At 38.6% G+C, this 25596-nt stretch carries 19 protein-coding genes, 1 tRNA gene and 1 pseudogene; 10 read left to right on the plus strand and 11 right to left on the minus strand.

The features are described 5' to 3' along the window. The first annotated feature begins 111 nt into the window (after positions 1-111). The 4 genes from E2I05_RS16930 (at position 112) to E2I05_RS16945 (ending at position 2420) form a co-directional block, all read left to right on the plus strand. Positions 112-188 (plus strand) — tRNA-Ile (locus E2I05_RS16930). 226 nt (positions 189-414) lie between these two features. Beyond that, complete coding sequence (locus E2I05_RS16935) at positions 415-1218, plus strand: hypothetical protein (RefSeq protein ID WP_121853429.1); 804 nt, start codon at positions 415-417, stop codon at positions 1216-1218. Then, positions 1202-1789, plus strand: a complete 588-nt coding sequence (locus E2I05_RS16940; protein WP_207805280.1) for an AAA family ATPase — start codon at positions 1202-1204, stop codon at positions 1787-1789. Before E2I05_RS16935 ends, E2I05_RS16940 begins: the two co-directional genes overlap by 17 nt. Then, positions 1773-2420 carry an HNH endonuclease gene (locus E2I05_RS16945; RefSeq protein ID WP_121853431.1) on the plus strand — a complete coding sequence of 216 codons (648 nt, stop codon included), beginning with the start codon at positions 1773-1775 and terminating at the stop codon, positions 2418-2420. Before E2I05_RS16940 ends, E2I05_RS16945 begins: the two co-directional genes overlap by 17 nt. Before the next feature lie 106 nt (positions 2421-2526). Here the strand turns inward: E2I05_RS16945 and E2I05_RS16950 are convergent, their stop codons facing one another. Then, positions 2527-2751, minus strand: coding sequence for a hypothetical protein (locus E2I05_RS16950; RefSeq protein WP_121853432.1), 225 nt, complete (start codon positions 2749-2751; stop codon positions 2527-2529). A 990-nt stretch (positions 2752-3741) separates the two neighbouring features. Between E2I05_RS16950 and E2I05_RS16955 the strand changes: the two genes are divergently transcribed. From E2I05_RS16955 to E2I05_RS16965, 3 genes are all read left to right on the plus strand, one after another. Continuing rightward, complete coding sequence (locus tag E2I05_RS16955; RefSeq protein ID WP_121853433.1) at positions 3742-4179, plus strand: cupin domain-containing protein; 438 nt, start codon at positions 3742-3744, stop codon at positions 4177-4179. Between the two features lie 328 nt (positions 4180-4507). Then, complete coding sequence (locus tag E2I05_RS16960) at positions 4508-8254, plus strand: pentatricopeptide repeat-containing protein (RefSeq protein ID WP_121853434.1); 3747 nt, start codon at positions 4508-4510, stop codon at positions 8252-8254. Positions 8255-8884: 630 nt separating this feature from the next. Then, positions 8885-10267: a hypothetical protein gene (locus E2I05_RS16965; protein ID WP_121853435.1), complete on the plus strand. Its 1383-nt coding sequence runs from the start codon at positions 8885-8887 to the stop codon at positions 10265-10267. Positions 10268-10692: 425 nt separating this feature from the next. Here the strand turns inward: E2I05_RS16965 and E2I05_RS16970 are convergent, their stop codons facing one another. Beyond that, complete coding sequence (locus E2I05_RS16970) at positions 10693-11244, minus strand: MarR family winged helix-turn-helix transcriptional regulator (protein WP_121853436.1); 552 nt, start codon at positions 11242-11244, stop codon at positions 10693-10695. 125 nt (positions 11245-11369) lie between these two features. Between E2I05_RS16970 and E2I05_RS16975 the strand changes: the two genes are divergently transcribed. Beyond that, a complete protein-coding gene (locus E2I05_RS16975) occupies positions 11370-11732 on the plus strand; it encodes a hypothetical protein (RefSeq protein ID WP_121853437.1) in 363 nt (120 codons plus the stop codon). A gap of 151 nt (positions 11733-11883) precedes the next feature. Here the strand turns inward: E2I05_RS16975 and E2I05_RS16980 are convergent. The 5 genes and pseudogenes from E2I05_RS16980 to E2I05_RS17000 form a co-directional block, all read right to left on the minus strand. Then, positions 11884-12150, minus strand: a pseudogene (locus tag E2I05_RS16980) (type I restriction-modification system subunit M N-terminal domain-containing protein); the annotation flags it as partial. A gap of 444 nt (positions 12151-12594) precedes the next feature. After that, positions 12595-14463, minus strand: coding sequence for a protein kinase family protein (locus tag E2I05_RS16985; protein ID WP_121853438.1), 1869 nt, complete (start codon positions 14461-14463; stop codon positions 12595-12597). A 427-nt stretch (positions 14464-14890) separates the two neighbouring features. Then, positions 14891-15925 carry an ACP S-malonyltransferase gene (locus tag E2I05_RS16990; RefSeq protein WP_121853439.1) on the minus strand — a complete coding sequence of 345 codons (1035 nt, stop codon included), beginning with the start codon at positions 15923-15925 and terminating at the stop codon, positions 14891-14893. Between the two features lie 14 nt (positions 15926-15939). Further along, entirely contained in the window at positions 15940-18159 is a 2220-nt protein-coding gene (locus E2I05_RS16995) for a dehydrogenase E1 component subunit alpha/beta (RefSeq protein WP_121853440.1), read from the minus strand. Positions 18160-18235: 76 nt separating this feature from the next. Next, entirely contained in the window at positions 18236-19411 is a 1176-nt protein-coding gene (locus E2I05_RS17000; protein ID WP_121853441.1) for an acyl-CoA dehydrogenase, read from the minus strand. A 122-nt stretch (positions 19412-19533) separates the two neighbouring features. On the opposite strand from E2I05_RS17000, the gene E2I05_RS17005 reads away from it, so the two are divergent. Then, complete coding sequence (locus E2I05_RS17005; protein WP_121853442.1) at positions 19534-20367, plus strand: LysR family transcriptional regulator; 834 nt, start codon at positions 19534-19536, stop codon at positions 20365-20367. Between the two features lie 385 nt (positions 20368-20752). Here E2I05_RS17005 and E2I05_RS17010 read toward each other — a convergent pair whose 3' ends face one another. The 3 genes from E2I05_RS17010 to E2I05_RS17020 form a co-directional block, all read right to left on the minus strand. Further along, entirely contained in the window at positions 20753-21007 is a 255-nt protein-coding gene (locus E2I05_RS17010) for a DUF1289 domain-containing protein (RefSeq protein ID WP_121854577.1), read from the minus strand. A gap of 25 nt (positions 21008-21032) precedes the next feature. Then, positions 21033-21350 (minus strand): BolA family protein, encoded by a 318-nt coding sequence (locus E2I05_RS17015; RefSeq protein ID WP_121854576.1) that lies wholly within the window; start codon positions 21348-21350, stop codon positions 21033-21035. A 91-nt stretch (positions 21351-21441) separates the two neighbouring features. Then, on the minus strand, positions 21442-22056 hold the full coding sequence (locus tag E2I05_RS17020) for an alpha-ketoglutarate-dependent dioxygenase AlkB family protein (protein WP_121854575.1): 615 nt from the start codon (positions 22054-22056) through the stop codon (positions 21442-21444). A 105-nt stretch (positions 22057-22161) separates the two neighbouring features. Here E2I05_RS17020 and E2I05_RS17025 point away from each other — a divergent pair, with 105 nt between their 5' ends. Then, positions 22162-23307: a methyltransferase gene (locus tag E2I05_RS17025; RefSeq protein WP_179952749.1), complete on the plus strand. Its 1146-nt coding sequence runs from the start codon at positions 22162-22164 to the stop codon at positions 23305-23307. Positions 23308-23373: 66 nt separating this feature from the next. Here E2I05_RS17025 and E2I05_RS17030 read toward each other — a convergent pair whose 3' ends face one another. Further along, positions 23374-25032 (minus strand): pentapeptide repeat-containing protein, encoded by a 1659-nt coding sequence (locus E2I05_RS17030; protein ID WP_170179645.1) that lies wholly within the window; start codon positions 25030-25032, stop codon positions 23374-23376. Positions 25033-25596: the final 564 nt, after the last annotated feature.

A 25596-nucleotide genomic window follows, 5' to 3' on the forward strand; every position in this document is an offset into this window, starting at 1 on the left:
TGTTAACCATTTAATTCAAGTTGGTGGATTTCTTGGTCATTCTGGGGTGACAAGCTTAAATAAAGTTCGTATACTTCAGTTCGCTTTTGATAGTGACGACTATCTTAAGTCGGCCCCTTAGCTCAGTTGGTTAGAGCATACGACTCATAATCGTCAGGTCCGCAGTTCGAGTCTGCGAGGGGCCACCATTGATTCAAACGAAAAGAGCCTGTTTATACAGGCTTTTTTTGTATCTGGCGTTTAGTAACTCATTTCGGCTAATTCTAAAAATGCAAAATTGGGTCAGGTTCTGGGTCAGGTTGCATACCAATACAGTGATATAAAAAACAAATTAAAAAAATTTGTTCATCGAACTTAAAAAGTACAGTAGCCTATATAAATATTATATTTCGTAGTAAATTTAAGAGTGCATGGATGGATCAAATAACCTCTTTCCCACACGCGAACAGAAGTGTGCCATTAGTTATTCCCAGTGAGTTACAAGAAAACACGTTTAGTATTATTATTGGAAAAAATGGAATTGGAAAAAGTCGTCTCCTTAACAGGATGGTTCTATCCTATAGAAAAACGCATTACTTCCATGAGCCTGCCGTTTATAACCAATATGTTCTAGAAAGCTTTCAAAGTCCAAAAGTGATTGCAGTATCAACTAGCCCATTTGATAAGTTTCCAAACATACCTAAAAGAAAAACTAAAAGCTTTCGAGTGTCTAATTATAGATATGTTGGAATCCGCTCAAATTCATACGCCTCATCAGCAACAAACCTTTTTTCTTCAGTTAGTAACGCAATCATTGAAAGGTACTTAACGAAAAATAATTATGGACAACTAATAAGCGTTTTTGAAGCAATAGAGTACCTTCCGTCCATCAACCTAACCTTAAAGAGTAACTTGAAACAAGGTAATACCGTTAAGTTGGTTGGTTTATTCGGTTCTACAGTATCTCCTGTAACTTACCCACTTCTGCAGCAACTAAAGTTAGAAGAAACACCGCAGATTATCGAAGGGCTGGAGAGCCTAAATGATGAAGAGCTAGATTGTTTGCCTTCCGCAATAGAGTCTCTTCGCAGTCTTACTAAACAGAAAAAAGAAATTAAAATCAATATTGATTTTAAAGCTGAAAAAATTAATTTCCCAAATGATTCTCAGCTAGATGAAATTACTTTTTTTTACACATATCAGAACATTACTCAAACTCAACTTGATAAAACTGAGTGATTTCTTACTATACAAACAAAACTGGAAAGAACTTTCTTTACAAAAAGCAAGTTCAGGAGAGCAATGTATGCTTCTCATTATGCTTGGGATAGCTGGGCATATTACAGATCATTCGTTGATATTCATTGATGAACCTGAAATAAGCATGCATCCAAAATGGCAAGAAGAGTTTATGCCTATGCTTGTTAAAGCTTTTTCACAATATAAAAATTGCCAATTCTTCATTGCTACACATTCACCACAAATAATCTCAAATGTTAGTGACGAAAACTGCTTCGTTACCTCCCTGACTAAAAACGAAATTTATCCTTCATCATTTTTCAGGAATCGCTCATCGGACTTCCAATTAACAGAGTTGTTCGACGCACCGGGCTATAGAAATGAGTATATTAGCCGCTTAGCTTTTGGTTTACTTTCAAAAGTAAAAAAACAAAAAGCTGTAACGGATGACGATAAAGTAAATTTAGAAAAGCTTCTTGGGTTCATTCCTTTACTTGAGAAAGACGATCCAATCCATGATTTAATTTTATCAATCAAGGAGGTTTTAGAATTTTATGCCTCTAATAAATAATCAAATTAAATATAACGAGCTTCACTCTCTGGTAATTGAAGATAAATTATCAGATGAAGATTTCAAGCATCAAGATTGGAGCAAGGACGACTTACAAGAAGTTCGAAGCACTATTAGAGCTTTTTATCGTAATGAGCAAAGAGGTATATGCGCCTATTGCAAAGAGCACGTATCATTAGTTGCTGCAGGAAATGCAAATATCGAGCATATAGCCCCAAAATCTTTGTATCCCAACTTTATATTTGAACCCAAGAACTTATGCGTTATTTGTTGTGACTGTAATCAGATCAAAAAAGATCAAGAAGTGCTTGATAAAATACCAAATACGGTTGAAAGGCAGGATATTAAGCTATATCCACGTTCATCAGGTGCATTTAAGGTTGTTCACCCTTTCTTTGATAATTATGACGAGCACATTATCATTAAAGGTAAACTGTATATCGACCTCACTGATAAAGGACACTTTACCATTGGAGCTTGCAAGCTAAACCGTTATACCCGCCAATTTGGAGTTGAGCAAGAATTCATTGATGATGATGAGATAACAGCTCTAATGAATGAATTCATGGAGTCTAAAAGCTCAATACAAAAAGCTAAAATATTGCAGAAAATAAGTAACGTTACTACATAGCTTATCAATAAAAAGCACCATGACTGGTGATTGCTACTTCATAAAATCCAAGTTAACAGAATGTCACACCGAAAGAACTAGAATAATATCGATAACCTCTGTTAGATTAATGAAATTCAAACTCTTGAACTTCACCATAACGCAACGCCCTGAATACACCAAACCACCAATCATAAGTTATATTATATTTGCCCAAGGACTCATCAATTTCAACACGATTTTCAAGTGCCGTTTTGGCCACGCTGTATGCTTGCGCCGTATTGAAAACCTTATAAGTCCAAATGGATATTCCACATAAAAAAACTGCTAGCCACATTCTATTTTTATTCATTAGTAAGTCATTCCTTTAAATTTAATTCTACAACAAGCACAATCCAAGCCAAATAATAATAACAATAAAAATCAAGATGTTAACGCCACCATCAAAATACCTACTTTATGAAAGTGGCCAATAAACTTAAAAACTAGTTAAACATGCGGAAGTATGGAAAAACATAACGTTTTAGCATTTGTGCATTGCTCATTTACACGGATTGATATCCAAGCTCAGGTTGCACATAACTGATTGTTTTAATAATTCAAAAAATCATACCTTAAATATTGTCGTAGTGTAAGCATGCTGGCGCGTTCTTCAGGCCTGTCACCACTAAAGCTTATTTACCATAACGCCTTCTTGCATGCACTTCGAAAAGTAACTTCAGGGTGAAATCACCGCTAACATCACAAAAAAACATATTATCTTGACGAAAAATGGCTGAATTAAGCCCGTTAAAAAATGGTAGTTTTCATTACAACAGCACTTGAGGCAAACTTATAGCACGAGCCCCTATAAAAGTTAATTATTAGGTCTGCTTTGTTACAAAATAGTCTGTCGAAAGAATATGATTTTTAACGACTATTTATTAGAAATAGTATCGTCACGTATTGGCGTTGCTAGCTTGGAATGGGGCATTTCCGTGTTTCGTCCTGTAAACCATTTCTGGACATTTTCGTGTCAATTATACTGATTCGAAGCTGAACTGAATATTCAAAAACTGTTAGAAATTCAAACTTAATTAAGAGTTTTAGTCTATTTTTATATGAAACTTAAGAACTGATAATTTTTAATTTAGCAACAAATAAAGAGTTCTTTATCTCAAGCTAAGTTCAAGAATGAGTGTAGATCACATTTCGGTCAGTTCGGTGTGAATGGTTCCTCAATAAATGGACCATAAACATTAGCTCTGAGTTTGTTGAGGGACATAAAATTATGAGCCAAATCATCTCACAATCTTGTCCTGTTTTTTATCTGTTGAAATAAATGGTGTTATAAGGATATGAGATGAAGTCAAAAATATTGGAAGTAAAAAACTATCATGCTGAGTTACAAGCAAACTCTGTAGATACCACTACAGATGTAACTCAATCTGTTATGTCAGAAGCTGGTGAATATGGGTTCGTAGTCTTTAAACTTGATGCAAACCGTAAACAAAAGCCACACTTTCATACCTATGGTGATATTGATATATTCATGATAGTAGAAGGTTCTGGTATTTTACATTTAGCAGAAGTCAAAGATGATCAGGTTGTTTCTGGATCTAAAGAAGCTCTTCCGTTAAAGCAAGGAGATATATATTCTGTAAAACCATATTTTTTACACAGCATAGAAACTAAAGATGAACCTATTGTGATTGCAAATATTGCGCCTCTTGCTCACAGCGATTTAAAAGAGGGGAGAAAGAATCAAATAGCAATTGATCTTTTTTTCACGAAAAGTTAGGTTGTGACTCAACATCGTCTAAATTTAATGTGTCAGTCAATTCAACTGGCACATTACACTTCAATCAGATTTAAAACCAAAACACTTTGGGGCAAAAATGCGCCAGCCGACCAAGTTGGCAAAGGAGGGACAAAACCAATTTACGCTCAATTTCATTATCTTTTGTATGAGTCTGAGGTGCAACTATGAGCTACCAAACGGCTCCCCTGTGCGGTGGATAATTTTCTGTTATACATTTATAGAATGCCTTAAAGCTGAATATTTTTGAATTTATCTTTTCAGTGCGTTATTTCTTGCTTGTTAATTCACTCACTTATTGAGTAATGAGATGGCGACAGTGCGCACTCCTGCTGAGCAACAATCAATATATAGATTCATGCTTACAAGTCTCCAAGAATACCCAAGCGAAGCCATATTATATCTTAACTTTGAGGTTTCAAAGTTTGATGGTAATGAAAACTTACAACAGTGTTATCAAAGATTAAGCAAAACCAATAGACAAAAGCTGTATGATTTTTTCAACAATAAATCATCGTCGACTTGCTTTAACTCTCGTACACAAGAGGCTCATTATTGTAAGAAGCCAAGTAATACTTGCCGACGTTTTGTAACTCAGCCCCGCTCCATTACTCCAAAATCGAGCACTCGGTATCCCAAGCAAATACAGCAACAACCTTCCTCTCCTGACTCCTTTTTTACTCAGACCAGTGGGCTTATTCACTCTTGGAAACTTAAACAGAAAACCAAAAATCAACTGGGTATTGATTTAAATGCATTAATTGGTGGTTGCGCTAAACTTTCGCAGCTTATTGAAATCATTCACAGCCTAAAAAACGACAAACAGATCATGGAAACATCATGGGACATAAGATTAATCCATAAATTATTGCACAAAGTGGCCGAGTTTTCTGACAGCCATTCATCTAATTTCGACGGCATTTTTAATGACATAATACGATTTACATCGTCCTATGAAGCGAAAACATGCACTCTATTACTGAAACTAATTAAGTTAAATTTAAATTTTTCAGATGGCAAAAGGTTGGTGCTAGGCAATGCAGCTGAAGTCAGCGTAATGCAACAATGGGGCGTTGAGCCTAATGTTGCTATTTACAATGCTTTTATCACGGTATGTGCTAAAACGGGCCAGTTTGATAGTGCTTGGCAATTGGTGTGTGGTGATAAGCCCATGATGGCACCTCATTTGCCATTAAAATCCAATCAAATCACCTGCATTAATTTGCTAACTGCCTGCGCTGAAACTGGGCGTTATGCAGAAGCCAAATCATTGGTGTTGGGCGATACAGGCACAGCCAGTTTAATGCAGCAATGGGACATCAAACCTGATGTTGCCGTTTACAGCGCCTTTATCACGGTATGCGCTAAAACGGGCCAGTTTGATAGTGCTTGGCAACTGGTGTGTGGTGATAAACCCGTGATGGCACCTCATTTGCCATTAAAAGCCAATAAAATCACCTGCCTGAATTTGCTGACGGCCTGCGCTGAAACGGGACGTTATGCAGAAGCCAAATCATTGGTGTTGGCCGATAAAGGTACAACAAGCTTAATGCAACAATGGGGCATCAAGCCTAATGTTGCCATTTACAGCGCCTTTATCACGGTATGCGCAAAAACGAGCCAGTTTGATAGTGCTTGGCAACTGGTGTGTGGTGATAAGCCCGTGATGGCACCCCATCTACCACTAAAGGCAGATTCAATAACCTGCCTGAATTTACTGGCTGTCTGCGCTGAAGCGGGGCGTTATGCAGAAGCCAAATCATTGGTGTTGGGCGATTGCGATACAGATACAGCCAGCTTAATGCAACAATGGGGCATCAAGCCTGATGTTTCCATTTACAATGCTTTTATTACGGTATGCGCAAAAACGGGTCAGTTTGATAGTGCTTGGCAACTGGCGTGTGGTGATAAGCCTGTGATAGCACCTTATCTATCACTAAAGGTAGATTCAATCACTTGCATGAATTTGCTGGCGGCATGCACTGAAGCGGGGCGTTACGCAGAAGCCAAATCATTGGTGTTGGGCGATACAGCAACAGCCAGCTTAATGCAGCAGTGGGACATCAAACCTAATGTTGCCATTTACAATGCCTTTATCACGGCATGCGCTAAAACTGGCCATTTTGATAGTGCTTGGCAACTGATGTGTGGTGATAAGCCCGTGATGGCACATCATTTGCCATTAAAAGCCAATAAAATCACCTGCATGAATTTGCTGGCGGCATGCACTGAAGCGGGGCGTTATGCAGAAGCCAAATCATTGGTGTTGGGCGATACAGCTAAAGCAACAACCAGTTTAATGCAGCAGTGGGACATCAAACCTGATGTTGCCGTTTACAGCGCCTTTATCACGGTATGCGCTAAAACGGGCCAGTTTGATAGTGCTTGGCAACTGGTGTGTGGTGATAAGCCCGTGATGGCACCTTATTTGCCAGTAAAAACCAATCAAATCACCTGCATTAATTTGCTGACAGCTTGCGCTGAAACGGGGCGTTATACCGAAGCCAAATCATTGGTGTTGGGCGATGCCGATACAGCTAGCTTAATACAGCAGTGGGACATCAAGCCTAACGTTGCCATTTACAATGCCTTTATCACTGTATGCTCTAAATCGGACCAATTTGATAGTGCTTGGCAACTGGTGTGTGGTGATAAGCCCGTGATGGCACCTCATCTACCACTAAAGGCAGATTCAATAACCTGCCTGAATTTGCTGGCTGTCTGCGCTGAAGCGGGGCGTTATGCAGAAGCCAAATCATTGGTGTTGGGCGATTGCGATACAGATACGGCCAGCTTAATGCAACAATGGGGCATCAAGCCTGATGTTTCCATTTACAATGCTTTTATTACGGTATGCGCAAAAACGGGTCAGTTTGATAGTGCTTGGCAACTGACGTGTGGTGATAAGCCTGTGATAGCACCTTATCTATCACTAAAGGCAGATTCAATCACTTGCATGAATTTGCTGACAGCCTGCGCTGAAACGGAGCATTACGCAGAAGCCAAATCATTGGTGTTGGGCGATACAGCAACAGCCAGCTTAATGCAGCAGTGGGACATCAAACCTAATGTTGCCATTTACAATGCCTTTATCACGGCATGCGCTAAAACTGGCCATTTTGATAGTGCTTGGCAACTGATGTGTGGTGATAAGCCCGTGATGGCACCTCATTTGCCATTAAAAGCCAATCAAATCACCTGCACGAATTTACTGACAGCCTGCGCTGAAACGGGACATTACGCAGAAGCCAAATCATTGGTGTTGGGCGATGGTGATACAGCTAAAGCCAGTTTAATGCAGCAGTGGGACATCAAGCCTAATGTTGCCATTTACAATGCTTTTATCACGGTATGCGCTAAAACTGGCCAGTTTGATAGTGCTTGGCGACTGGTGTGTGGTGATAAGCCCGTGATGGCACCTCATTTACCATTAAAAGCCAATCAAATCACCTGCATGAATTTGCTGGCTTCCTGCGCTGAAGCGGGACGTTATGCAGAAGCCAGATCATTGGTGTTGGGCGATGGCGATACAGCCAGCTTAATTCAGCAGTGGGACATCAAGCCTGATGTTGCCATTTACAATGCCTTTATTAAAGTATGTATTAAGGCAAAGGAATTAGACACTGGAATATGGTATTTAGAAAAAATAATGAGCAAATGTAACATGAGTACTCTTTCACAAATGCATGCTCAACTTGCGCCGCTGGAAAAAGATAATTTCGCAAGCATGATTAATAAAGGGATAACACAAGGAATATATAAAAAAAATGTTGGCTTAATGAATCATTGTATCGATTTGCATATGGATAAAATCTTCGAAGGACATTCAGGCAATGGTACACATATTCGAGGTGTTCCATTAGCTTTCGCAAAACTATTATTTTGTTACCACAAACAAAACAATGAACCCAAAATAACATCGATCATAACTGGATTCCATGGCAATAATACGTTAAAAAATGGAATGATAAGTTTTATCAAAGATGAATTTGGACTTGAGTTTATCGAGGATGAATTCAACTCAGGAATGATAGTATTGAGCAAGTCTGCCCATTAACTGTAGTTGCTCGCATTTATCCGTCATTTTCTGCTCACAATAAATGACTTTATAAAAACCAGCTTGCTCACTTTAAACGATTCTATAAATAAACCAATTTAAATGAGCTACAAATTAAATAATATCAGCTGGTTGACTCGTTTTTGGACATAAATGAGCCAGAAATTTAAAAATCACAACACCATTTCGAATTAGAAAATTTATGGTAAACATAAACTTTCCACGTTACAAAAGCAGCTCTGAGCATTGCCTATTTATCGTGCTTGACTTTTTGAGTACGTCGAAACTTCAATTGGTTAGCGTTACTCACGATTTTATTGTGGATTTAATTCTGTAATTACAATTTATTGATTTTGTTAAAATAGAAATTACAACAAATAAAAACTGCAGGATCGGCTATTAACAATCTAGTTATCTCATACAAATCAACAGCCTTAAATGTAGAGACAAAGATACGACAGAACGTTGCGACCTCGATAAAACTAAAGGTTAATATTCATTAATGTATACTATTTTTCATTTTTTCAAAGTGTTAGCTTGTATAAGCTTTTAGATTAATTGACTTAATACTGAAAGATGCGGCCATACGACAAATAATTATTGAATTTGAATAATGTAAGGAGATTCTTAATGTCTGTCTCGCAATCTGATTTATATAGGTTACCTCCAGCACCCTATGCACCCACTCCTAGACAAGCATCACAGATAAAACCTGTAAATTATGACTCGCTAAAACGAGAGGTTACTCATAGTAGAACAATGAATACGAATCTTTCAGCCCACCCAATGGCCAGAGATGCGGTTGAGGAACACCTTTATCCTATTGAATTAGTACAAGTCGCACTACATATTAATGATGTTAGTAGGCATGATGTTCCATTAGAGTTTTCTAGCAGAAGGGTGCAGGCCAGGAAGTATTTAGAATTGTGGCAAAACGCTCGACCGTTTTGTTCAACGTTAAAAGAACTTGTGGCTGTTCTTGAAGAAAACCACTTCTGGGTTTCGGCCGAAAAACTATTTATCTATGTTAAAAAATTCGACTCAATGCAACATAATCGTGTAGATCAAGCAACGCCCACTTACGATGTCTCGGCGTTTCACCAAGGTGGGTATCAAGCACATTATTCAAGTGCACAAAACCCTCAACGTCAACCCTATCAACCTAAAATATTTCAACAACTTCCATCGATCCCATTAATTTCTTCAGAGGAATACTCATCACCAGACTCGCCAAAGCTGAATAAACATATTCCTGAATTATTAAGAGCAAGATACTTTACAGATGTTCAATTACAAAAAGCAGTACAAAATGGCTTTTTTGAGAGAATGATGACTGAAGCAGATATTGAAACAATATCAAAAGAACTTACTTTTTGGGAAGTAGCTGCAAGTGATTTCAAGCTAACAGATTCAGACATAAGCACTATTAACTTCAAATTCCATGGGCAAATAACAGAAAAAAGAAAAGAAGTACTATCTCTCTGGTGTGAAAGGAACATAGATTCAACTATGAGAAAATTTTTCGAAATGCTCTTATCAAGCCGTTATGCTCAAGTCGCTAATTATGGAAGCAAACAATTAGTAATACTTATCAAATTAGAAGGCGAAGATCCCCAAGTGCAAGCGTCAAAAGATTACGATGACACTGTCACTAAATTATTAGAAGCAAAGTATTTCACACAAGAGCAGTTACAGAAAGTAACAAGTGATGGACATCTTGATAAAACTTTGTCAGACGATGATATTCAAGATTTGGCGCAAGATTTTACTTTTTATAAAGAGATTACGAGTAAGCTTAACTTAACACGAACCGATTTGGCTGACATAGACGCTTCATACTCAAATCCTCTTGAACAAAGACAAGCAATATTGCGCCTCTGGTATGAAAAGAATACGAATCCTACGCATCAAAAATTTTATCAAATGCTATTTTCAAGCAATAACAATAAAGCCAAAAATTTTGGATATAAACATATGAAAACGACGGTACTAAAATATGCAATGAAGGATTAAAATCTTAACTTCGTATAATTTTGATATGCCTTAAACTGAGCACTAATCTCATTATTAAAACTAATGCAAAATTATATCATGACAAGTTTTTAAGAGTTAACACTCTAAAACACTTTGGGGCAAAACCTTGTTAGTAATGCCTTAACTTAATGGGATTTTTGGCAAAACAAGTAGGTAAAAATAGCCTCTGTTAGCGGCATTCATAGCATCTCCGTTCTTATTATTACTTAATGTGGGCTCTACCATTATGTTATCGAGCCCATTCTCAATTAATGTGATCTCAGAATGTCGGATGTAATCGAGCCCAAGTGATTATGTTATTGAGCCGCTACAGTTAGCATAAGTAACTCATTCAATTAAATTCACTTACTATTGTCCTCACTTAATGTAGGTCGAGACATTAGGAGCATAAGGTTTATAGCTCTTTATTCTAGGTGATATACACATATCTTTTGCAGATCAGACTTGGTTAACGTTTCTTTTGTTAAACCACATCTAAAAAAATCATCACTTCTGATTAAATGTTTACAACTTTCACAAACTCCAAATTTTTGATGCTGATTACTTTCTTGTATTGCTTTTAGAAAGCTATTTAAGTCACTTGCGAATGCAGATTGTTGTTCACTAGGTAATTGTTTAAGTGCATCAAACCATGGCTGATGTTGTTCTCGTGCTAGTTGCTGACCAGTTTTACTTAAGCACAAATGAACTTTGCGCTTGTCGACTAAATCAACAATTTTTACTAGGAACCCTTTCGCTTCCAACAAGGAAACTGATTTTGACGTTGTACCTTTGGTTTGGCCAATAAAATCTACTAAGTTTTTTAACGAGTCGCTATAACGGTTACAGCGTCCAAGATAATAAACAATTTGTAAATGAATAGATTGTAAACCTGTGATATTTGCAAGCTGCTTTTGTTCCGCTCTAAGTATAGTAAATAGAGCTTCTAGATAATCGATGGGATCATTATATGTCATCTCTACATTTTAAGTTATACCTTTAAGAGGATCAATTTATTTAAGTTTCGACTAAAAACAGTATTGACAATCATAATGTGTTACTTAATAATTGTTTCGACTCAAAACCAAATAAGGATAAATAAATGTCTTTTCGTTTTATTACCCCTACAATTCATGGGATTCTTGATTATACAGCTGCTTTAGCATTGATTATCGCCCCGTTTATGTTGCCAATCAGAACGGATTCTGAATTCGTTCATTGGTTTTCTATTGCTGCAGGAATAGGTCTAATTACATACAGTTTATTTACTGATTACCGTTTTTCTATGAAAGGGGTATTTTCTTATAAGAACCATTTACTACTTGATATGACAGCAAGTATTGCATTTATAGTCCTTGCTTTTTTACATCAGGGATCAATGTTGACCTTTAGCTATTGCTTAATCATGGGAGGAGGTGTGCTTGTTGTTATTGGGCTGTCCAAAAATCAACAGACAAACGATTAGAAATAATTGAATTAACTCAAATAGATTGAACTAATCAAAATGGCTATGCTATATAGTATCTAACTTAAATAATGTAAAAACTTACTCTTCAGACACAATTAGGCTGGCTGCGAGTATAATGGCTTGTAGTCGGGTAAGATTCATACTCGACTACCTTGATTAATCTATAAAAATTCAATATTAAGAAGTTGGCTGCATGCGTTAATAACTTATCTTGCGCCTCATAAGGCAAGACTTTTACCGCTTCATATTTGGTCAGCACTTAAGGCTTAGTGGTTTCAAGTACGCATTCTAAACGCCTTAATAACGTGAAAGGCAGGATAATTCGACCATATTGAGATTGCTTAAAATCACCACGAAGGAGATCGGCTACCGACCAAAGAAATGAAGCCGTTGAAGAAAAGTTATTTGTCATTATTGTGCTCTGAAAACCGAGAATGGAATGCAGTATATCAAAGCGTAATTTTTGTCTTTGCACTAACCTCATTTATAGATATTAAGTTGACAAATGTTGACTATTGTTTACTTTCTTTGACAAGAAGATAAGTGAACACGACAAGCTACTTGCTTCAACGAACAAAAGTAAGCCCTCAAATAGAGTAAGCTTACTTTTATTAGCTGATCAATTATTACAAAACTCACTCCTCTCTTTTTCTATCCTTAATCGACATAACCTGATTTTCTAATGTTGTCCGTGGTCCATCTTTCATTCGTTGTTGTAATTGGTACTCAAAAGCTGCACGCTGACTAGGCTTCGATTTATTGTCTAGCAGGTTAGCTCTCTGCTTTAAAATTGGCAGACCTTGCTGCTGCATTCTTGCAATTCTTTGGTACTCATCTTTAAATCGCTAATCCACTGGCTTTATTGCCCAATACGTTCCGTTCTATTCCAATCAATAACCTCAAGCACATGTTTATCTAATGGAAACTTGATAGGATCAGATAAGAAATTAAGCACTTTCGGTACATCTTCTGAGAGAACAATCTGTTCCACTGCATCGTAAATAACATCTTGTTGAACGCTATCTACATTTGCCTTGTTATTGAGGCCGCCACTATAGGGAAGGTTCTCATCATGTGGTGTGAAAGGAATACCTCTAATTTCAGTCGATGTACCTTCTAGCAGACATAGCAATAAAGCATAATCATCTGCGCTTTTTAATACACCTTCTGCTTTACTTTTTCTCTCAGGGCTATCTGTCTCGTATGATAATCTTGCTTCCAACAATTCGTATGTAGAGTAATAATAAGTTCCAACGCAACGATGTTTTTGCCCCACAGTCGGAGATACTAAATCATCAATATCAATCATCATGACTCTTGGGTTTTCGAGCTTTATTTTTTCTCCACTGACTCCTTCGAGTGTATCTCTGTATAACAAGTTGGCACTTTTAATGTCGCGAAAGTAGATAGAGTGCTCATGAGCTTGCGCAATATCTTTGCAGAGTTGTTGATAAGCCTTCAAGGGAATGATTTTTGTTGTAATTCCTCGACCTTGTGTTCCAAAAATTATTTTTTGTAAATCTTCACCACCATTTGCCGCAAGCAATTGTCCTTCAGGTCCCGAATAAACACCAAGTAACCCTGGGGCTATCGATGTACCTGTAAAAGAATTTCCGTATAAGGCTGATTTTAGTTCTTCTAATTGAGCCTGTCGTTGTTCATTCGCTTCTGCTTCAGTGAGTTCCAAAAGATAGTCAGTATCAATAATTCCAGGCCTAAAGCCTTTCAATTTAATATAGTTTTCATCTCGCTCCACGACTTCTTTAAATGCACCTTTGGGTTGAACATTTCCTGGTTGAACATTTACTTTGGGCTGACGAATTGGAGGTAACATTTGCTTTTTGTCTATTAAGTATGAATGGCTTACTGAAGGATCTTCCTTTGACGTGTAAGTCATGGTCACAAAACCATCTGGAGCCTTGTCCGTAGGCTGTTTTTCATTAGTGATTTTTTGATTTTTCCTTGCTTTATAGGCCTGCCAAGGCTTAATGCTTTGTCTGTTTTCAATGCGAGCCATTAAATTTAATTTTAATTCTTCATTTTCAGTATCGTTAGATGCCTCCATAACTCGAGCCACAAACTTTTCAATTTCTTGCTCTCTTTCACCGTCTGATACCCCGCTTAAATGGATCTCAAGCCGTCCTTGTATTTTTATCTCCAATTCATTTTTAATTTCATCTATTGAGCGATTCCAGTTAGATATAGCTTCGCTTCCAACTATGTTTTTTTTCCTTTCAAGCGGAATTTTAGAATGGTTTGCTTCACACCATTGTTTAATTAAATCTTTCTCTTGAGAAAATTCCTCATCTTCAACATGCATATGAGTTATTTTTGGAAAGGTGAAAGTGACTTCAGGAAACGTTTCTTCAAATCCAGCAATTTTAAAACTTACACGATGCTCTTCATGATGCCCTAACGGCCCTTGAGTTAGAGTCATTTTCAAACATTTTTCATGTTCAAAATCGACATGCTCCGCTAAGGTTACAAATGCTTCTACTTTCTCTTTTGCTGACTCAAATTCACTTTTATTTGATTTACTTTTGAGGATAAATAATAAACGGCTGAGTTCTGCTGTATCAGTGCCGCAAAACCAATCTTTTATGCGCTCAATACTTGTGACTTTTACAGCCTCTTCAATCGAAGCCGCTTTTTCTATCTTTTGTAATTTTTTTGCCCCCAGACTTCGTCTTCCCCACGCTCCCGGATTGCTTTTAACTAATAGGGACATAACACACCTCCTAATTGCTATTCACTCAAAACAAAAGCATTAAGCAATTAAATTACTGGTAAAAAATTAAAACATTGGCATTCTTTCAACTTTACAACTCATGCCGCCTTCTCTTTCCTTAATTGTCGTTTAATAAAGTATATTCAGCAAATTAATACCGCTTAACCCATTGTTAATACTGTTGTTAGCATAAAAATCGAATTTAATAGGTTTATGACATGCTTGATGGGTATTTTCTACGTATCAGATCTGATGGAGGTTTAAACTGCGCCAAAGATGAAGATTAATATGAAGGAGTTAATGCTTATGTATTGTTATCTCAAATAAATCCGTTTGATCATAAATAAAGCTTCCCACAAGCCTGTGAAACACAAAGCGTCATCATTAAGCGGAGGTCCATGTTTCACAAAAGCAAGACTATGGAAATTTAAGCTAATTTCCTTTGCTCTTCAAGCCCCATAGCTATCAAAATCGGCTCACTAGACTGTGCATCAACAAAGTCTTGTTTTGAACTCCAGTTAAACCAGTTGTGCTTTATTAACTCTTGAGCAATTGGGCCTGCTAGTGTATTTCCTGGGCCAAGCACGATAATTTTATCAGGCGCAAACTCTTTAACCGCAACCTCAATTGCTTTGCTGAAGTCATAAGTTTCGGTAACTTGATGGCTTAATGTGTAGTCCCTTAACTCATTCAAGTCACAATAATATGGACTCCAAATATTACCTTGCCCGTCTATAAGTGGCACATCAGGTCGTTGGAATAAATCTTCGTCTAAAGCAGACAGTCCTTTTTCACTAATTTCCTTCATTAAAGGAGTGTGGAAAGCGCCATGATTATATAAGCGCATCGGGTAGCGATTATCGTGTTGAGGTAACAAGGCTTCAGCTTGTTTCAATCCCGCCTCATTCCCAGCCAATACACGATAACCACCAAGGTTAATGGATGTATACAGCTCACAACCATTATGCTGATTAACTTGCTCTATAACACCATCAATAAGTGCTATTTTTTGATAATCTATTTGCCAATTATCGTCGATTTCGGGGTAAAGAAGTTGCCCCCCAATCAAGCCGCCTGCCATCATTGAGCCCATAGTATTGATGACATCTATTGCAGCATCTGGATCTAAAGCTCCAGCAAGCGCCAATGCGATATACCAACCCATTGAATTACCTGTAACAGCAACAATGTCATATTTATCGAGATCGATATCCATAAAGTCACCCGCTGCACAGGCATAGATAAGTGCTGATGCATTTTCTCCGGGAGTATGTAACTTAAATGAATACTTATTTTCAGCATCTAATTTGCTGATCGGCTGTTGCTTATGCTCTGCACGGTAATCATCAATTTCAGAAATAAAATCTCTTTTATCTGAATGATAACGTGTTAAGTAGCCTAACTCTTCTTTGTTATAGCAACCTCTACCCGGAGCGACAACGACAACTCTTTGTTTTTGCATTATGTGTAAGTACCTTAAGACTTCTTATTAATTAGATTCAGCGCGGCCTCAACAATCGCGTCTTTATCAGGAAGTGGCAGTGTTGCAGCATCGGCTAAGGGGATAAAACAATCTGCACCCGTTAACCTTGCCAGTTTGGGGCAGTTATCTGATAACTGCTCTTGCAACGATGTCATCAATGCTTCACTCACATTACCGCTACGACGACATTCATCGACAATCAACACATTTTCACTTTCTGATGCAATGGCTGCGATAGCCGGTTCATTCAATGGCGCTAAATAGCGAATATCCACTATTGAGCATTCAATACCTAACTCTGATAATTTTTTCTCTGCTTGTCGACTAAGATAGTAGCCATTGGCGTAACTGATGATGCATAATTTTTTACCTGTACCAAAACAAGTTGGCTCCCCAAAGGGTAACGGCTTTGCAACATCTTGTTTTTGATATTGATGACTCCACAAATTGTCACCCGTTTCGTGTAAATCTCGTGTCATATACAGTGCAATAGGTTCGATAAACACAACTAAGCGTTGTTCTTCTTGCGCTAAGCGCACGCATTCACGCAACATTCCCATCGCATCGGCGCCATTTGATGGGCAGGCTAAAATTAACCCCGGAATATCACGAAATACGGCTAGCGAGTTATCATTATGAAAATGCCCACCAAAGCCCTTTTGGTAGCCTAAGCCTGCAATGCGGATCACCATAGGGTTGGTGTATTGCCCATTAGAAAAAAATGGTAGTGTTGCCGCTTCCCCACGAATTTGATCTTCTGCATTATGCACATAAGCTAAAAATTGGATTTCGGGTATGGGTAATATACCGTTATGCGCCATACCAATGGCTAAGCCTAGTATTGAAGTTTCATCCAACAAAGTGTTAATCACGCGGTTAGGCCCAAAACGCTCCACCAGCCGTGAAGTGACATGATATACGCCGCCTTTTTTCCCCACATCTTCGCCACATACCACAATATTTGAGTGGCGAGCCATTAACTCAGTTAAGGTTAAATTGATTAACTTCCCCATGTGTACTGGCTTGTCTAAGGAGTTTTTATCTGCTTTCATAAGCTGATTAAAATCCTCAGATGAGAGTGAATTAGGCGTTGTTCCTTGTAATGATTTTGGCGGGATTACAGCTTTTATCGTGTCATCAATGTGTGATAATTTTGCGCGCATTGCGGCAACTTTTGACACGGATTCAATTTGTTTTTTTAATGCTTCATACCAAGCAATAATCTGCTCTGGATTAAGCAATCCGGCATTAATTATCTGTTTTGCCGTTATCAATAACGGATCTTGCCCTTCATTTTCTAGAATTTGCTCACGGGTTTTATAAGCAATTTCGGCATCACTACCAGCATGTCCCATTAACCGCACAGTACGAACATGTAAAAATGCAGGTTTTCGATGAAAGCGAACCCAGTCCGAAGCTTGTTTTGACACACGATAGCAATCTAATAAGTCTCTTCCGTCACAATAAAAATATTCAACACCTGCACGGTGTTTAAAGTTTTCCTCGACCCATCCTTTCGGGGTGATAGTTGAAATTCCAATACCATTATCTTCACACACAAAAAGTAGAGGCATTGGCACTTGCTGGAAAGCAGCCCAACCTGCTGCATTAATAGCGGTTTGGGCACTGGCATGGTTCGCTGAAGCATCACCAAAGTTACACAGCACGACAGCATCATGTGGTAAATCGGCATCGATGGACAAACGGTCAGTAAGCGGAATACTCAGCGCAGCACCTACAGCTTTAGGTAAGTGTGAGGCTATTGTAGAAGTTTGGGGTGGGACAAACAGTGTTTTGCTCCCCAATACTTTGTGACGCCCACCTGATATAGGATCATCACTTGATGCTGAAAACGAAAGCAACATATCCCACAATTGAGTTTCGCCAGCTACATGTCGACCGCGTTCTAACAAAAATGCCGCACTGCGATAGTGCAAAAATGCCATATCATTGGTTCTAAGTGCCATCGCATAAGCAGCATTACCTTCATGCCCTGAGCTACCGATGGTATAAAAGCCTTGGTTGCGGGCACGCATTTTTCGAGATTCTAAATCTAACAAACGACTTTTTAATTGAGATTCAAACATCCCCATAAAATCAGCATCGGTCAAACCAAGCCTTTTATGATCCCAGCCTTCATCAATATCTAAAAAATCTTGCTTTAAAATAGAATTTATAAATTGTCTTTCAACTGCTATCGCTCTGTCTTCCATTCCTACCCTCTTTGCTGTTTTTAGTTTTGGTGCAAAGCTGAGGTAGGAATGCTCACTCTACCTCAGTAGAAAATGACTACATAAAGGCTTGAATGCTGGTTTGAGCACGACCTAAAATCAATGCGTGAATGTCATGAGTACCCTCGTAGGTGTTCACGGCTTCCAAATTCATCACATGCCGTATGACATGAAACTCATCTGCAATACCGTTACCGCCATGCATATCACGGGAAATACGGGCAATATCCAATGCCTTTCCGCAAGAGTTACGCTTAATCATTGAAATCGCTTCAACAGGTAATGCGTTTTGATCCATCAATCGTCCTGCTTGCAAGCAAGCAAATAAACCCGTGCTGATCTCCGTTTGCATGTCTGCTAATTTTTTCTGAAACAATTGGGTACCAGCCAAAGGCTTATCGAATTGAATTCTATCAAGACCATATTGCCTTGCTGCATGCCAACAGAACTCTGCAGCGCCTAATGCCCCCCATGCAATGCCATAACGAGCCTTGTTTAAACAGCCAAACGGCCCTTTTAATCCCGTTACATCAGGGAAAATGGCATCTTCCCCCACCTCGACGTTATCCATTACAATTTCCCCCGTAATAGACGCTCGAAGCGAAAACTTACCTTCAATTTTTGGCGCCGATAACCCCTTCATACCTTTTTCGAGTACAAATCCTCGGATGACACCATCAAGCTTTGCCCACACCACAAATACATCGGCAATGGGGGAGTTTGTGATCCACATTTTGCTACCAGTAAGTCGATAGCCGCCATCAATTTTTTCCGCACGTGTTTTCATGCCAGCAGGATCAGAGCCTGCATCAGGCTCGGTTAAACCAAAACAACCGACCCATTCGCCTGTAGCAAGTTTTGGTAAATACTTTTGTTTTTGCGCTTCTGTGCCGTATTCGTTAATTGGATGCATCACTAACGATGATTGCACACTCATCGCGCTTCGGTAACCGCTGTCAACACGTTCAACTTCACGTGCGACTAATCCATAGCTGACATAGTTTGCACCTGCACAGCCGTACTTTTCTGGCAAAGTTGAGCCTAAAAGCCCTAACTCACCGAGTTCATTCATTATTTCACGGTCAAAATGCTCATTACGGTTTGCCATTAACACCCGACTCATCAGTTTTTCTTGGGCATATTCATGCACCATGTCACGGATCATCCGTTCTTCTTCAGTCAATAAGCTATTAAGTTGAAGCGGATCTTGCCAATCAAAATGAATGCGAGCCATCAGGAATTCCTTGCCATTAAACAATATCTTGTTGAGCAGAATACGCACAAATTGAACTTAGGCAAAATATTGTTTATCTTTAGATTCTATAGCTTTTTTATATATCTTACGTGAAGGTAAAGATGAATCTAAAGGGATTGAAGTATTTTGTTGCGGTTTTTGAAACCGGCAGTATTAGTGCAGCTTCAAAACAATGTTTCATTTCTCAGCCATCAATTTCAACCGCGGTCAGTAATCTTGAAAACCAATTAAACACCCAGCTTTTTCAACGCCACGGCAAAGGCGTTTCTGCCACGACTGAAGGGCAGCGCCTTTACCCACTGGCAAAACGTTTACTTAACGAAAGCCAAGCTATTCAATCATTGTTCGTGCAGCCCCAGCAAAGTACCCCTTTTCGGTTAGGATTAATTCGATCATTAGGGGTAGATAGAATGAGTCAACTATTAAAAGACTTTACTCAGGCGTGTCCAGATATGGAGTTAACGCTGGTAGAGCATACCGATGAAGCAGAAGCTCGAATTATTACAACCGCCGATTTATCGAGCCAAGAAAGCTTTTTTCCTATTTGGAGCGATACTTACTTATTGGCAATACCACCAGCAATGAACATCAGTTTAAAACCCAAAATTCAATTGAGCGATTTACATGAGCAACCTTTTATCCACCGTATGCCTTGTGAAGCATTGAGTAGTTTACAACAGCTTTTTGATGTTGAAGGGATAGCTCCACAAATTCGCGCCAGAATACAAACTGTAGAATACGCAATAGGACTTGTGGCAGCTGGGCTTGGCATTGCTATTGTTCCCGCTGTAACCTCGTTGACCGATAGACAAGACATTGTATTTAGGCCGCTAGATGACATTGAATTAAAACGAACCATTGGTTTAGCTCTGCCTCTGACTTCAAATAATAGTCAACACCAAGAGATACTGACTAAATTATGCCAGCAATACTAGGGTCTGTTGATCTTCCAGAATTAAATTTTGTGCTATTTGAGCATTTATCTGTTCAAGGCGTGAGCAGTGATGCTTAGCCATCTAAGTGAGCTGGTCACAACACAGAACAGTGAATGCTCAAAAGCATCGAAAAAAGAGAGAGCGTAAATTGGTCGCTCTTTCTAAATAAAAGGTGCTGCGTTATCGTTTTCTTATTTGGAAACGAAGTAACGACAGTTTTGTATGTCGATAATAACCAAACCTCACAAACTCTGCCTTGCATAAAATAACCAATTTATCGCTGCAAAAACAATCACGAAAGATCAACAGACCCTAACAACGCTCAGCTAACTTTCGTCACTCCTGCGAAGGCTAGAAACGAAGTAACGACATTCTTGTAGATTGGTTAGTCAAAGTCAAAACTGGTGTTTAAGTCTAACTCTTGCTGTGTCGTTCTTTGGGCTTGATAGATAGCATATCGATAACGCCGTTTTCGTTGTTTACACAAACGAATCACATCGACTTTCTTGGCTAGTGTAAATTGTTGCCATTGAAAACGTTCATCACGGCTACGAAAACAGCCAAGGCAATAACCTCGACTGTCGGTTTGACAAACGCTGATACAGGGAGACGGGACATCAAAAAATTCTAGCTGCTCCATAGTCCCCTTAAAAAATATCTATTGATTACCCTTTGCAGTTTGGAGTGCGAGGCACATTGCCTTCACCCTGCCACTCTTCTTCAGTATAGGTGTGAATCGATAGAGCATGAATGCTATTTTCGAGTTCAACGGCTAATACTTCATTTACCATTCTATGCCTAGCAATCAATCGTTTACCAGAAAAATTATCACTGACCAATACAACTTTAAAATGACTTTCAGAATTTGGAGGTACATTATGTCGATTGCTTTCATTCAACACGTCAATAAAACTTGGGTTAAATTCAGTATTCAACTTATCAGTAATAACTTGCGCTACAGGCCCTACTTTCGAGGAAGACATATCTATTGCTCAATTGATCTATGAAAGATAGCCGAAGGGTACTCACTCGATTTAAAAAGATCAATGATCAGCCTCATTGTTGTATAAGGAATCATTTAAAAAAGTGTGGTTGTATTTGCCTAAAGGTGTAATTTAGTCTCGACGCATTAACTTTCACTCGCTTAGGCACACTATGCAACCAATCGTGCTGCATAGGCCAATGCATAATGAGCAGATCACCACTTGCAAGATGATACGAGTATTTTTGCTTAGTCTGCTTATGTTTAACCACAAACTCTCTTTCAGCTCCAAGGCTGATTGAAGCAATATCACTGCATGGTTTAAATTCAGGCTCATCATCACAATGCCAGCCCATACTATCTTGTCCATTACGATACTGATTAACTAACACACCATTGTAATCAATACCAAAATCATGGGAAAGTTTAGCTTTGAGTTTATGAGCATAAATAGGCCAAGGCTCTGCCGTTACAGTCAAGCCTGAATAACGTGTATCACAGCCAGTGTCACCAAACCACGCCTGTTGCCGCGGGATAACATGCCGCTTTCCAAATATTTGTATTTGCGGTGAAGTAAATGGATAAAATATCGCTTCGGCCATCAAAGATTGCTTTTGCTTCTGTGATAAATACCCTTTAATCAGGGTAACAGGCGGAGAACTATCGTTTTCCTGTCCTTTAACCAAAAGCGGTAATTCAGTTTGCATTTTCTCTCACTGATTTATTCTTCCAAATTTATTCACCATCAATAGTGAGATCTGCGATAATTACGCATTATTTTTTTGCTGTCGACATTTATGAACATCGAGCTCATCACTACAGAATCTTCTGAAACTGATCTAAAAACTGAATTATCATTACTTTTGCAACGTTATCCAGCCAATCATAATACCAACTTACAAGCTTGGGACGCTGCCGATGAATACCTCTTGAAGCAGGTACATGAACAAGGCAGAACTGACAGTAACATCGCTATTGTTAATGACAATTTCGGTGCATTAAGCTGCGGCTTAAATCGATTGTTACCAGACGCACAGCTCTATATCGAGACCGATAATAAAACCAGTATTTCTGGTATCAACGCGAACTTTAATTCAAATCAGCTCAATATTGAACAGCTAAACTGGCATACAAGCCGCGAATTATTACCAAAAAGCGTGACATTAGTCTTGATGAAGCTCCCCAAAAACTTAAGTTACTTTAGTCAGCAGTTAGTGCGATTATCGCAAGTGCTGCCTGAAGGCACACAAGTGTTAATCGGAGCTAAAGCTAAATCAATTACGCCTACTGTTATTCAATTATTTACAGACAACTTAGGCCCAGCCAAAGCTAGCCTAGCTTGGAAAAAATGTCGAGTGATTAGCTGCCTTTCAGACGGTAAAGTTAGGCAAAACGAGAAAAATAAACAGTGGCAAATCCCTGAATATCGACTCAGAATGAATAACCTCAGCAATGTATTTGCTGCTAATAAGCTTGATATCGGTGCGAGAGTGATGCTTGAAAATATGCCAAAAGGTCAATTCGATACCATCATTGATTTAGGGTGTGGTAATGGCGTGCTAGGTATGAGAGCGGCTCAACTATTCCCTGATGCCGATATACATTTTGTTGACGATTCAGAAATGGCTGTGGCTTCTACAAAGCAAAACTGGCAAGCCAATAACTTTGATGAAGGTAGAGGTTACTTTTACTGGGATGATTGTTTAAGCAAACTGCCGACAAATGTAGAGCCTGATTTAATCCTTTGTAACCCACCTTTTCATCAAGGTGAAGCCATTACGGATCACATAGCTTGGCAAATGTTTTTAGATGCTAAACGCCGCTTAAAATCCGGTGGGTTGTTGCATGTTGTAGGCAACCGCCACCTTGGTTATCACATCAAGTTACAACGCATTTTTAGCAATTGTAAAACCGTAGCATCTAATGGAAAGTTTGTTATTTTACAATCAACAAAGTAGCCATGTAGAGCGCCAATCAAAATAGTAAGTGATTAATAGATATAGGCGTTATTTTTAAGCGCCTTTTTATGTGGAGTATGGTGATTGCTCTTCTTCAAAACACTCTGATTTTGTGGCGGCTTCTAACAATTGTTGCTTTAGTGTGGAATTTGTCATTTCAGCATGAAGTATGCCTTTTAGTTCTTCTAAACTTGCGCCATTGTTAGAACTCGCAGAACGCGAATAGAAACTATCAACTTCACTAGATAATGATGAGCTTGCTCGTTTTCTCCGACTCGGTATAATAGCTAACGAACCATCAACACTAGCAGCCATTGATAATGATGCTGAGTCTGCATACATTCTTGGTTCATCTAATTCTAAACCGCTATCATAATGCTGTAATGAAGCACTTTCATCTACTAATTCATCAAAAAAGTTATCTAGTTCAACCTCAAAAATTATCATTTGCGGTGGGCATTTCACGATACTTTTTACTGATGTAGCAGTGTTACCTCCACTACTTTCCATCACATTATCTAGGGTTTCATCCTCTAGTTTTGGCTTGCTATTTTCATGAACAATCGTTTCTTGCTCTTCTTCGTCGGTAAAAACTATTTTAGCCCCAAGCATACTCGCATTATGCCATTGAGTAATATTCGCTTCGAAATTTTTCATTGAAGCATTATTAAAATTTCCTCCTGTACAATCAGCGTATGAAAACACAGCCCCATCAAGTATCGCGCCATCGAAGTTGGCTTCAGTTAAATTTGCCCCTGTAAAATTAGCGTTTGTAAGATCTGCACCTCTAAAATCAGCGCAATGCAAATCGGCTCCTAAAAAATAAGCGTTTTTTAAGTTAGCATTGGTAAAACTTGTCGGGACTGACTCTGAGTAGCTAAAGAATCGTCCAAAACTAAAGTCAGCAAGCTCAGCATTCACACCTTCAAAATTAGCTCCCCAAGCGATGATACTTTCAGCGTTAATATCAAAGAGGTTTGCCCACTTTAAGTCCACATTAATCATCTCTGTTTCTTTTAACCATGCTCGCTCAAGATTAATACCACGCATTCTTGCTCCAACTAAACTGGCCTTTTCTAAACGACACTTAGCTAAGCATGAATGAGATAGGTCAGCGCTGGGCAATTGAGCACTGTTTAATTCGCAATCGATAAATTTTGTTCGCAAACAGTGTAATGGAGATTGATTAGCTTGTGCGTTGCTCATATCCACTCTGAGCAAGTTTGCGTCATTAATGACAGTGTTACTAAGCCTTGCTCCTACCATGCTGACATCTTGCATTTGCATAGCTGAACAATTTGCACCACGTAAAATAACATTTCGTGCATTAATATTACTAAACACGGCTTCGCGTAAATCAGCTTGAACAAGCAAAGTGCATTGCATTGAAACTCTATGCGCATTCATGCCACAGCAATTTGCTTTAAATAAACAACAATTGGTAAGTGACATGTTTCCCAAAACACATCTCGATAGATTTGCTCTTGTTAAATAAGCTTCACTGAGGTCTATGCCTGTTAGCTCCCAAGATGATAAATCGATGTCTTCGAGTCGTATTTTTTTATAAGGAATTTCAGAGCTTGGTAAAAGATATTTAGAATATACAAACTCAAATTCGACCAACCCATTGATAATTTTAAGCTGGAAACACGGATAGAAATCTTTCGAAGCGTAAAGCCTAAGCTCAACAAATGTTTTAAATAAGGCAACTGGATCCTTTGTCACCTTCCAAAACTTGAAAAGGCCCGCGCAATGCTGCTTGTCTCGGGGCGAGTATATGGACTGTAAAAATGATGCTTCAAAAGCGCAATGCTCTACGCCGCTGGCAGCATTGTTTAATAAACTCAATGAAGAGCCACTGACATTGTATGGTTTTGATATTTGATTGAACTGCTCTGCCGAGTGAAGCATAAGCACCTCAGCTTGTTAGCTTTCAAAGAATGTCTAATTATACTTCTAACACACTTTTTATCGAAACAATAATGACTTATTGTTCATTAATATTAAGCTAAAAAATATCAATTTATATTGCTGTTCATTAAACCTATATAAACCGATTTAACGCACAATTTAACTTTAATTCATTGAAATTAAAGATAAAATTAAACAGCCAGGATTCACCTATCAGGTGAGTACTGAACATTCAAGTACTTGCCAAAATCACCGCTAGCGCCGCTATAAATTTTGCAAGTAGAAACGAAGTAACGACAGTTTTGTATGTCGGTAGTCTAGTGCCTTTGCTTTTTTCTATAAAAGTCACTGGATACCAGCCTTCGCTGGTATGACAAA

The sequence above is a fragment of the Parashewanella spongiae genome, assembly GCF_004358345.1.
Taxonomy (GTDB): Bacteria; Pseudomonadota; Gammaproteobacteria; order Enterobacterales; family Shewanellaceae; genus Parashewanella; species Parashewanella spongiae.

What these genes read in the sequence shown, in the direction of transcription:
- E2I05_RS17010 (WP_121854577.1), bottom strand. Translation starts at nt 21,007, where the DNA reads ATGGAGCAGCTAGAATTTTTTGATGTCCCGTCTCCCTGTATCAGCGTT.
- E2I05_RS16995 (WP_121853440.1), bottom strand. Translation starts at nt 18,159, where the DNA reads ATGGAAGACAGAGCGATAGCAGTTGAAAGACAATTTATAAATTCTATT.
- E2I05_RS16965 (WP_121853435.1), top strand. Translation starts at nt 8,885, where the DNA reads ATGTCTGTCTCGCAATCTGATTTATATAGGTTACCTCCAGCACCCTAT.
- E2I05_RS16955 (WP_121853433.1), top strand. Translation starts at nt 3,742, where the DNA reads ATGAAGTCAAAAATATTGGAAGTAAAAAACTATCATGCTGAGTTACAA.
- E2I05_RS17000 (WP_121853441.1), bottom strand. Translation starts at nt 19,411, where the DNA reads ATGGCTCGCATTCATTTTGATTGGCAAGATCCGCTTCAACTTAATAGC.
- E2I05_RS16985 (WP_121853438.1), bottom strand. Translation starts at nt 14,463, where the DNA reads ATGTCCCTATTAGTTAAAAGCAATCCGGGAGCGTGGGGAAGACGAAGT.
- E2I05_RS16990 (WP_121853439.1), bottom strand. Translation starts at nt 15,925, where the DNA reads ATGCAAAAACAAAGAGTTGTCGTTGTCGCTCCGGGTAGAGGTTGCTAT.
- E2I05_RS16935 (WP_121853429.1), top strand. Translation starts at nt 415, where the DNA reads ATGGATCAAATAACCTCTTTCCCACACGCGAACAGAAGTGTGCCATTA.
- E2I05_RS16950 (WP_121853432.1), bottom strand. Translation starts at nt 2,751, where the DNA reads ATGAATAAAAATAGAATGTGGCTAGCAGTTTTTTTATGTGGAATATCC.
- E2I05_RS16970 (WP_121853436.1), bottom strand. Translation starts at nt 11,244, where the DNA reads ATGACATATAATGATCCCATCGATTATCTAGAAGCTCTATTTACTATA.
- E2I05_RS17020 (WP_121854575.1), bottom strand. Translation starts at nt 22,056, where the DNA reads ATGCAAACTGAATTACCGCTTTTGGTTAAAGGACAGGAAAACGATAGT.
- E2I05_RS16945 (WP_121853431.1), top strand. Translation starts at nt 1,773, where the DNA reads ATGCCTCTAATAAATAATCAAATTAAATATAACGAGCTTCACTCTCTG.
- E2I05_RS17005 (WP_121853442.1), top strand. Translation starts at nt 19,534, where the DNA reads ATGAATCTAAAGGGATTGAAGTATTTTGTTGCGGTTTTTGAAACCGGC.
- E2I05_RS16975 (WP_121853437.1), top strand. Translation starts at nt 11,370, where the DNA reads ATGTCTTTTCGTTTTATTACCCCTACAATTCATGGGATTCTTGATTAT.
- E2I05_RS17015 (WP_121854576.1), bottom strand. Translation starts at nt 21,350, where the DNA reads ATGTCTTCCTCGAAAGTAGGGCCTGTAGCGCAAGTTATTACTGATAAG.
- E2I05_RS16960 (WP_121853434.1), top strand. Translation starts at nt 4,508, where the DNA reads ATGGCGACAGTGCGCACTCCTGCTGAGCAACAATCAATATATAGATTC.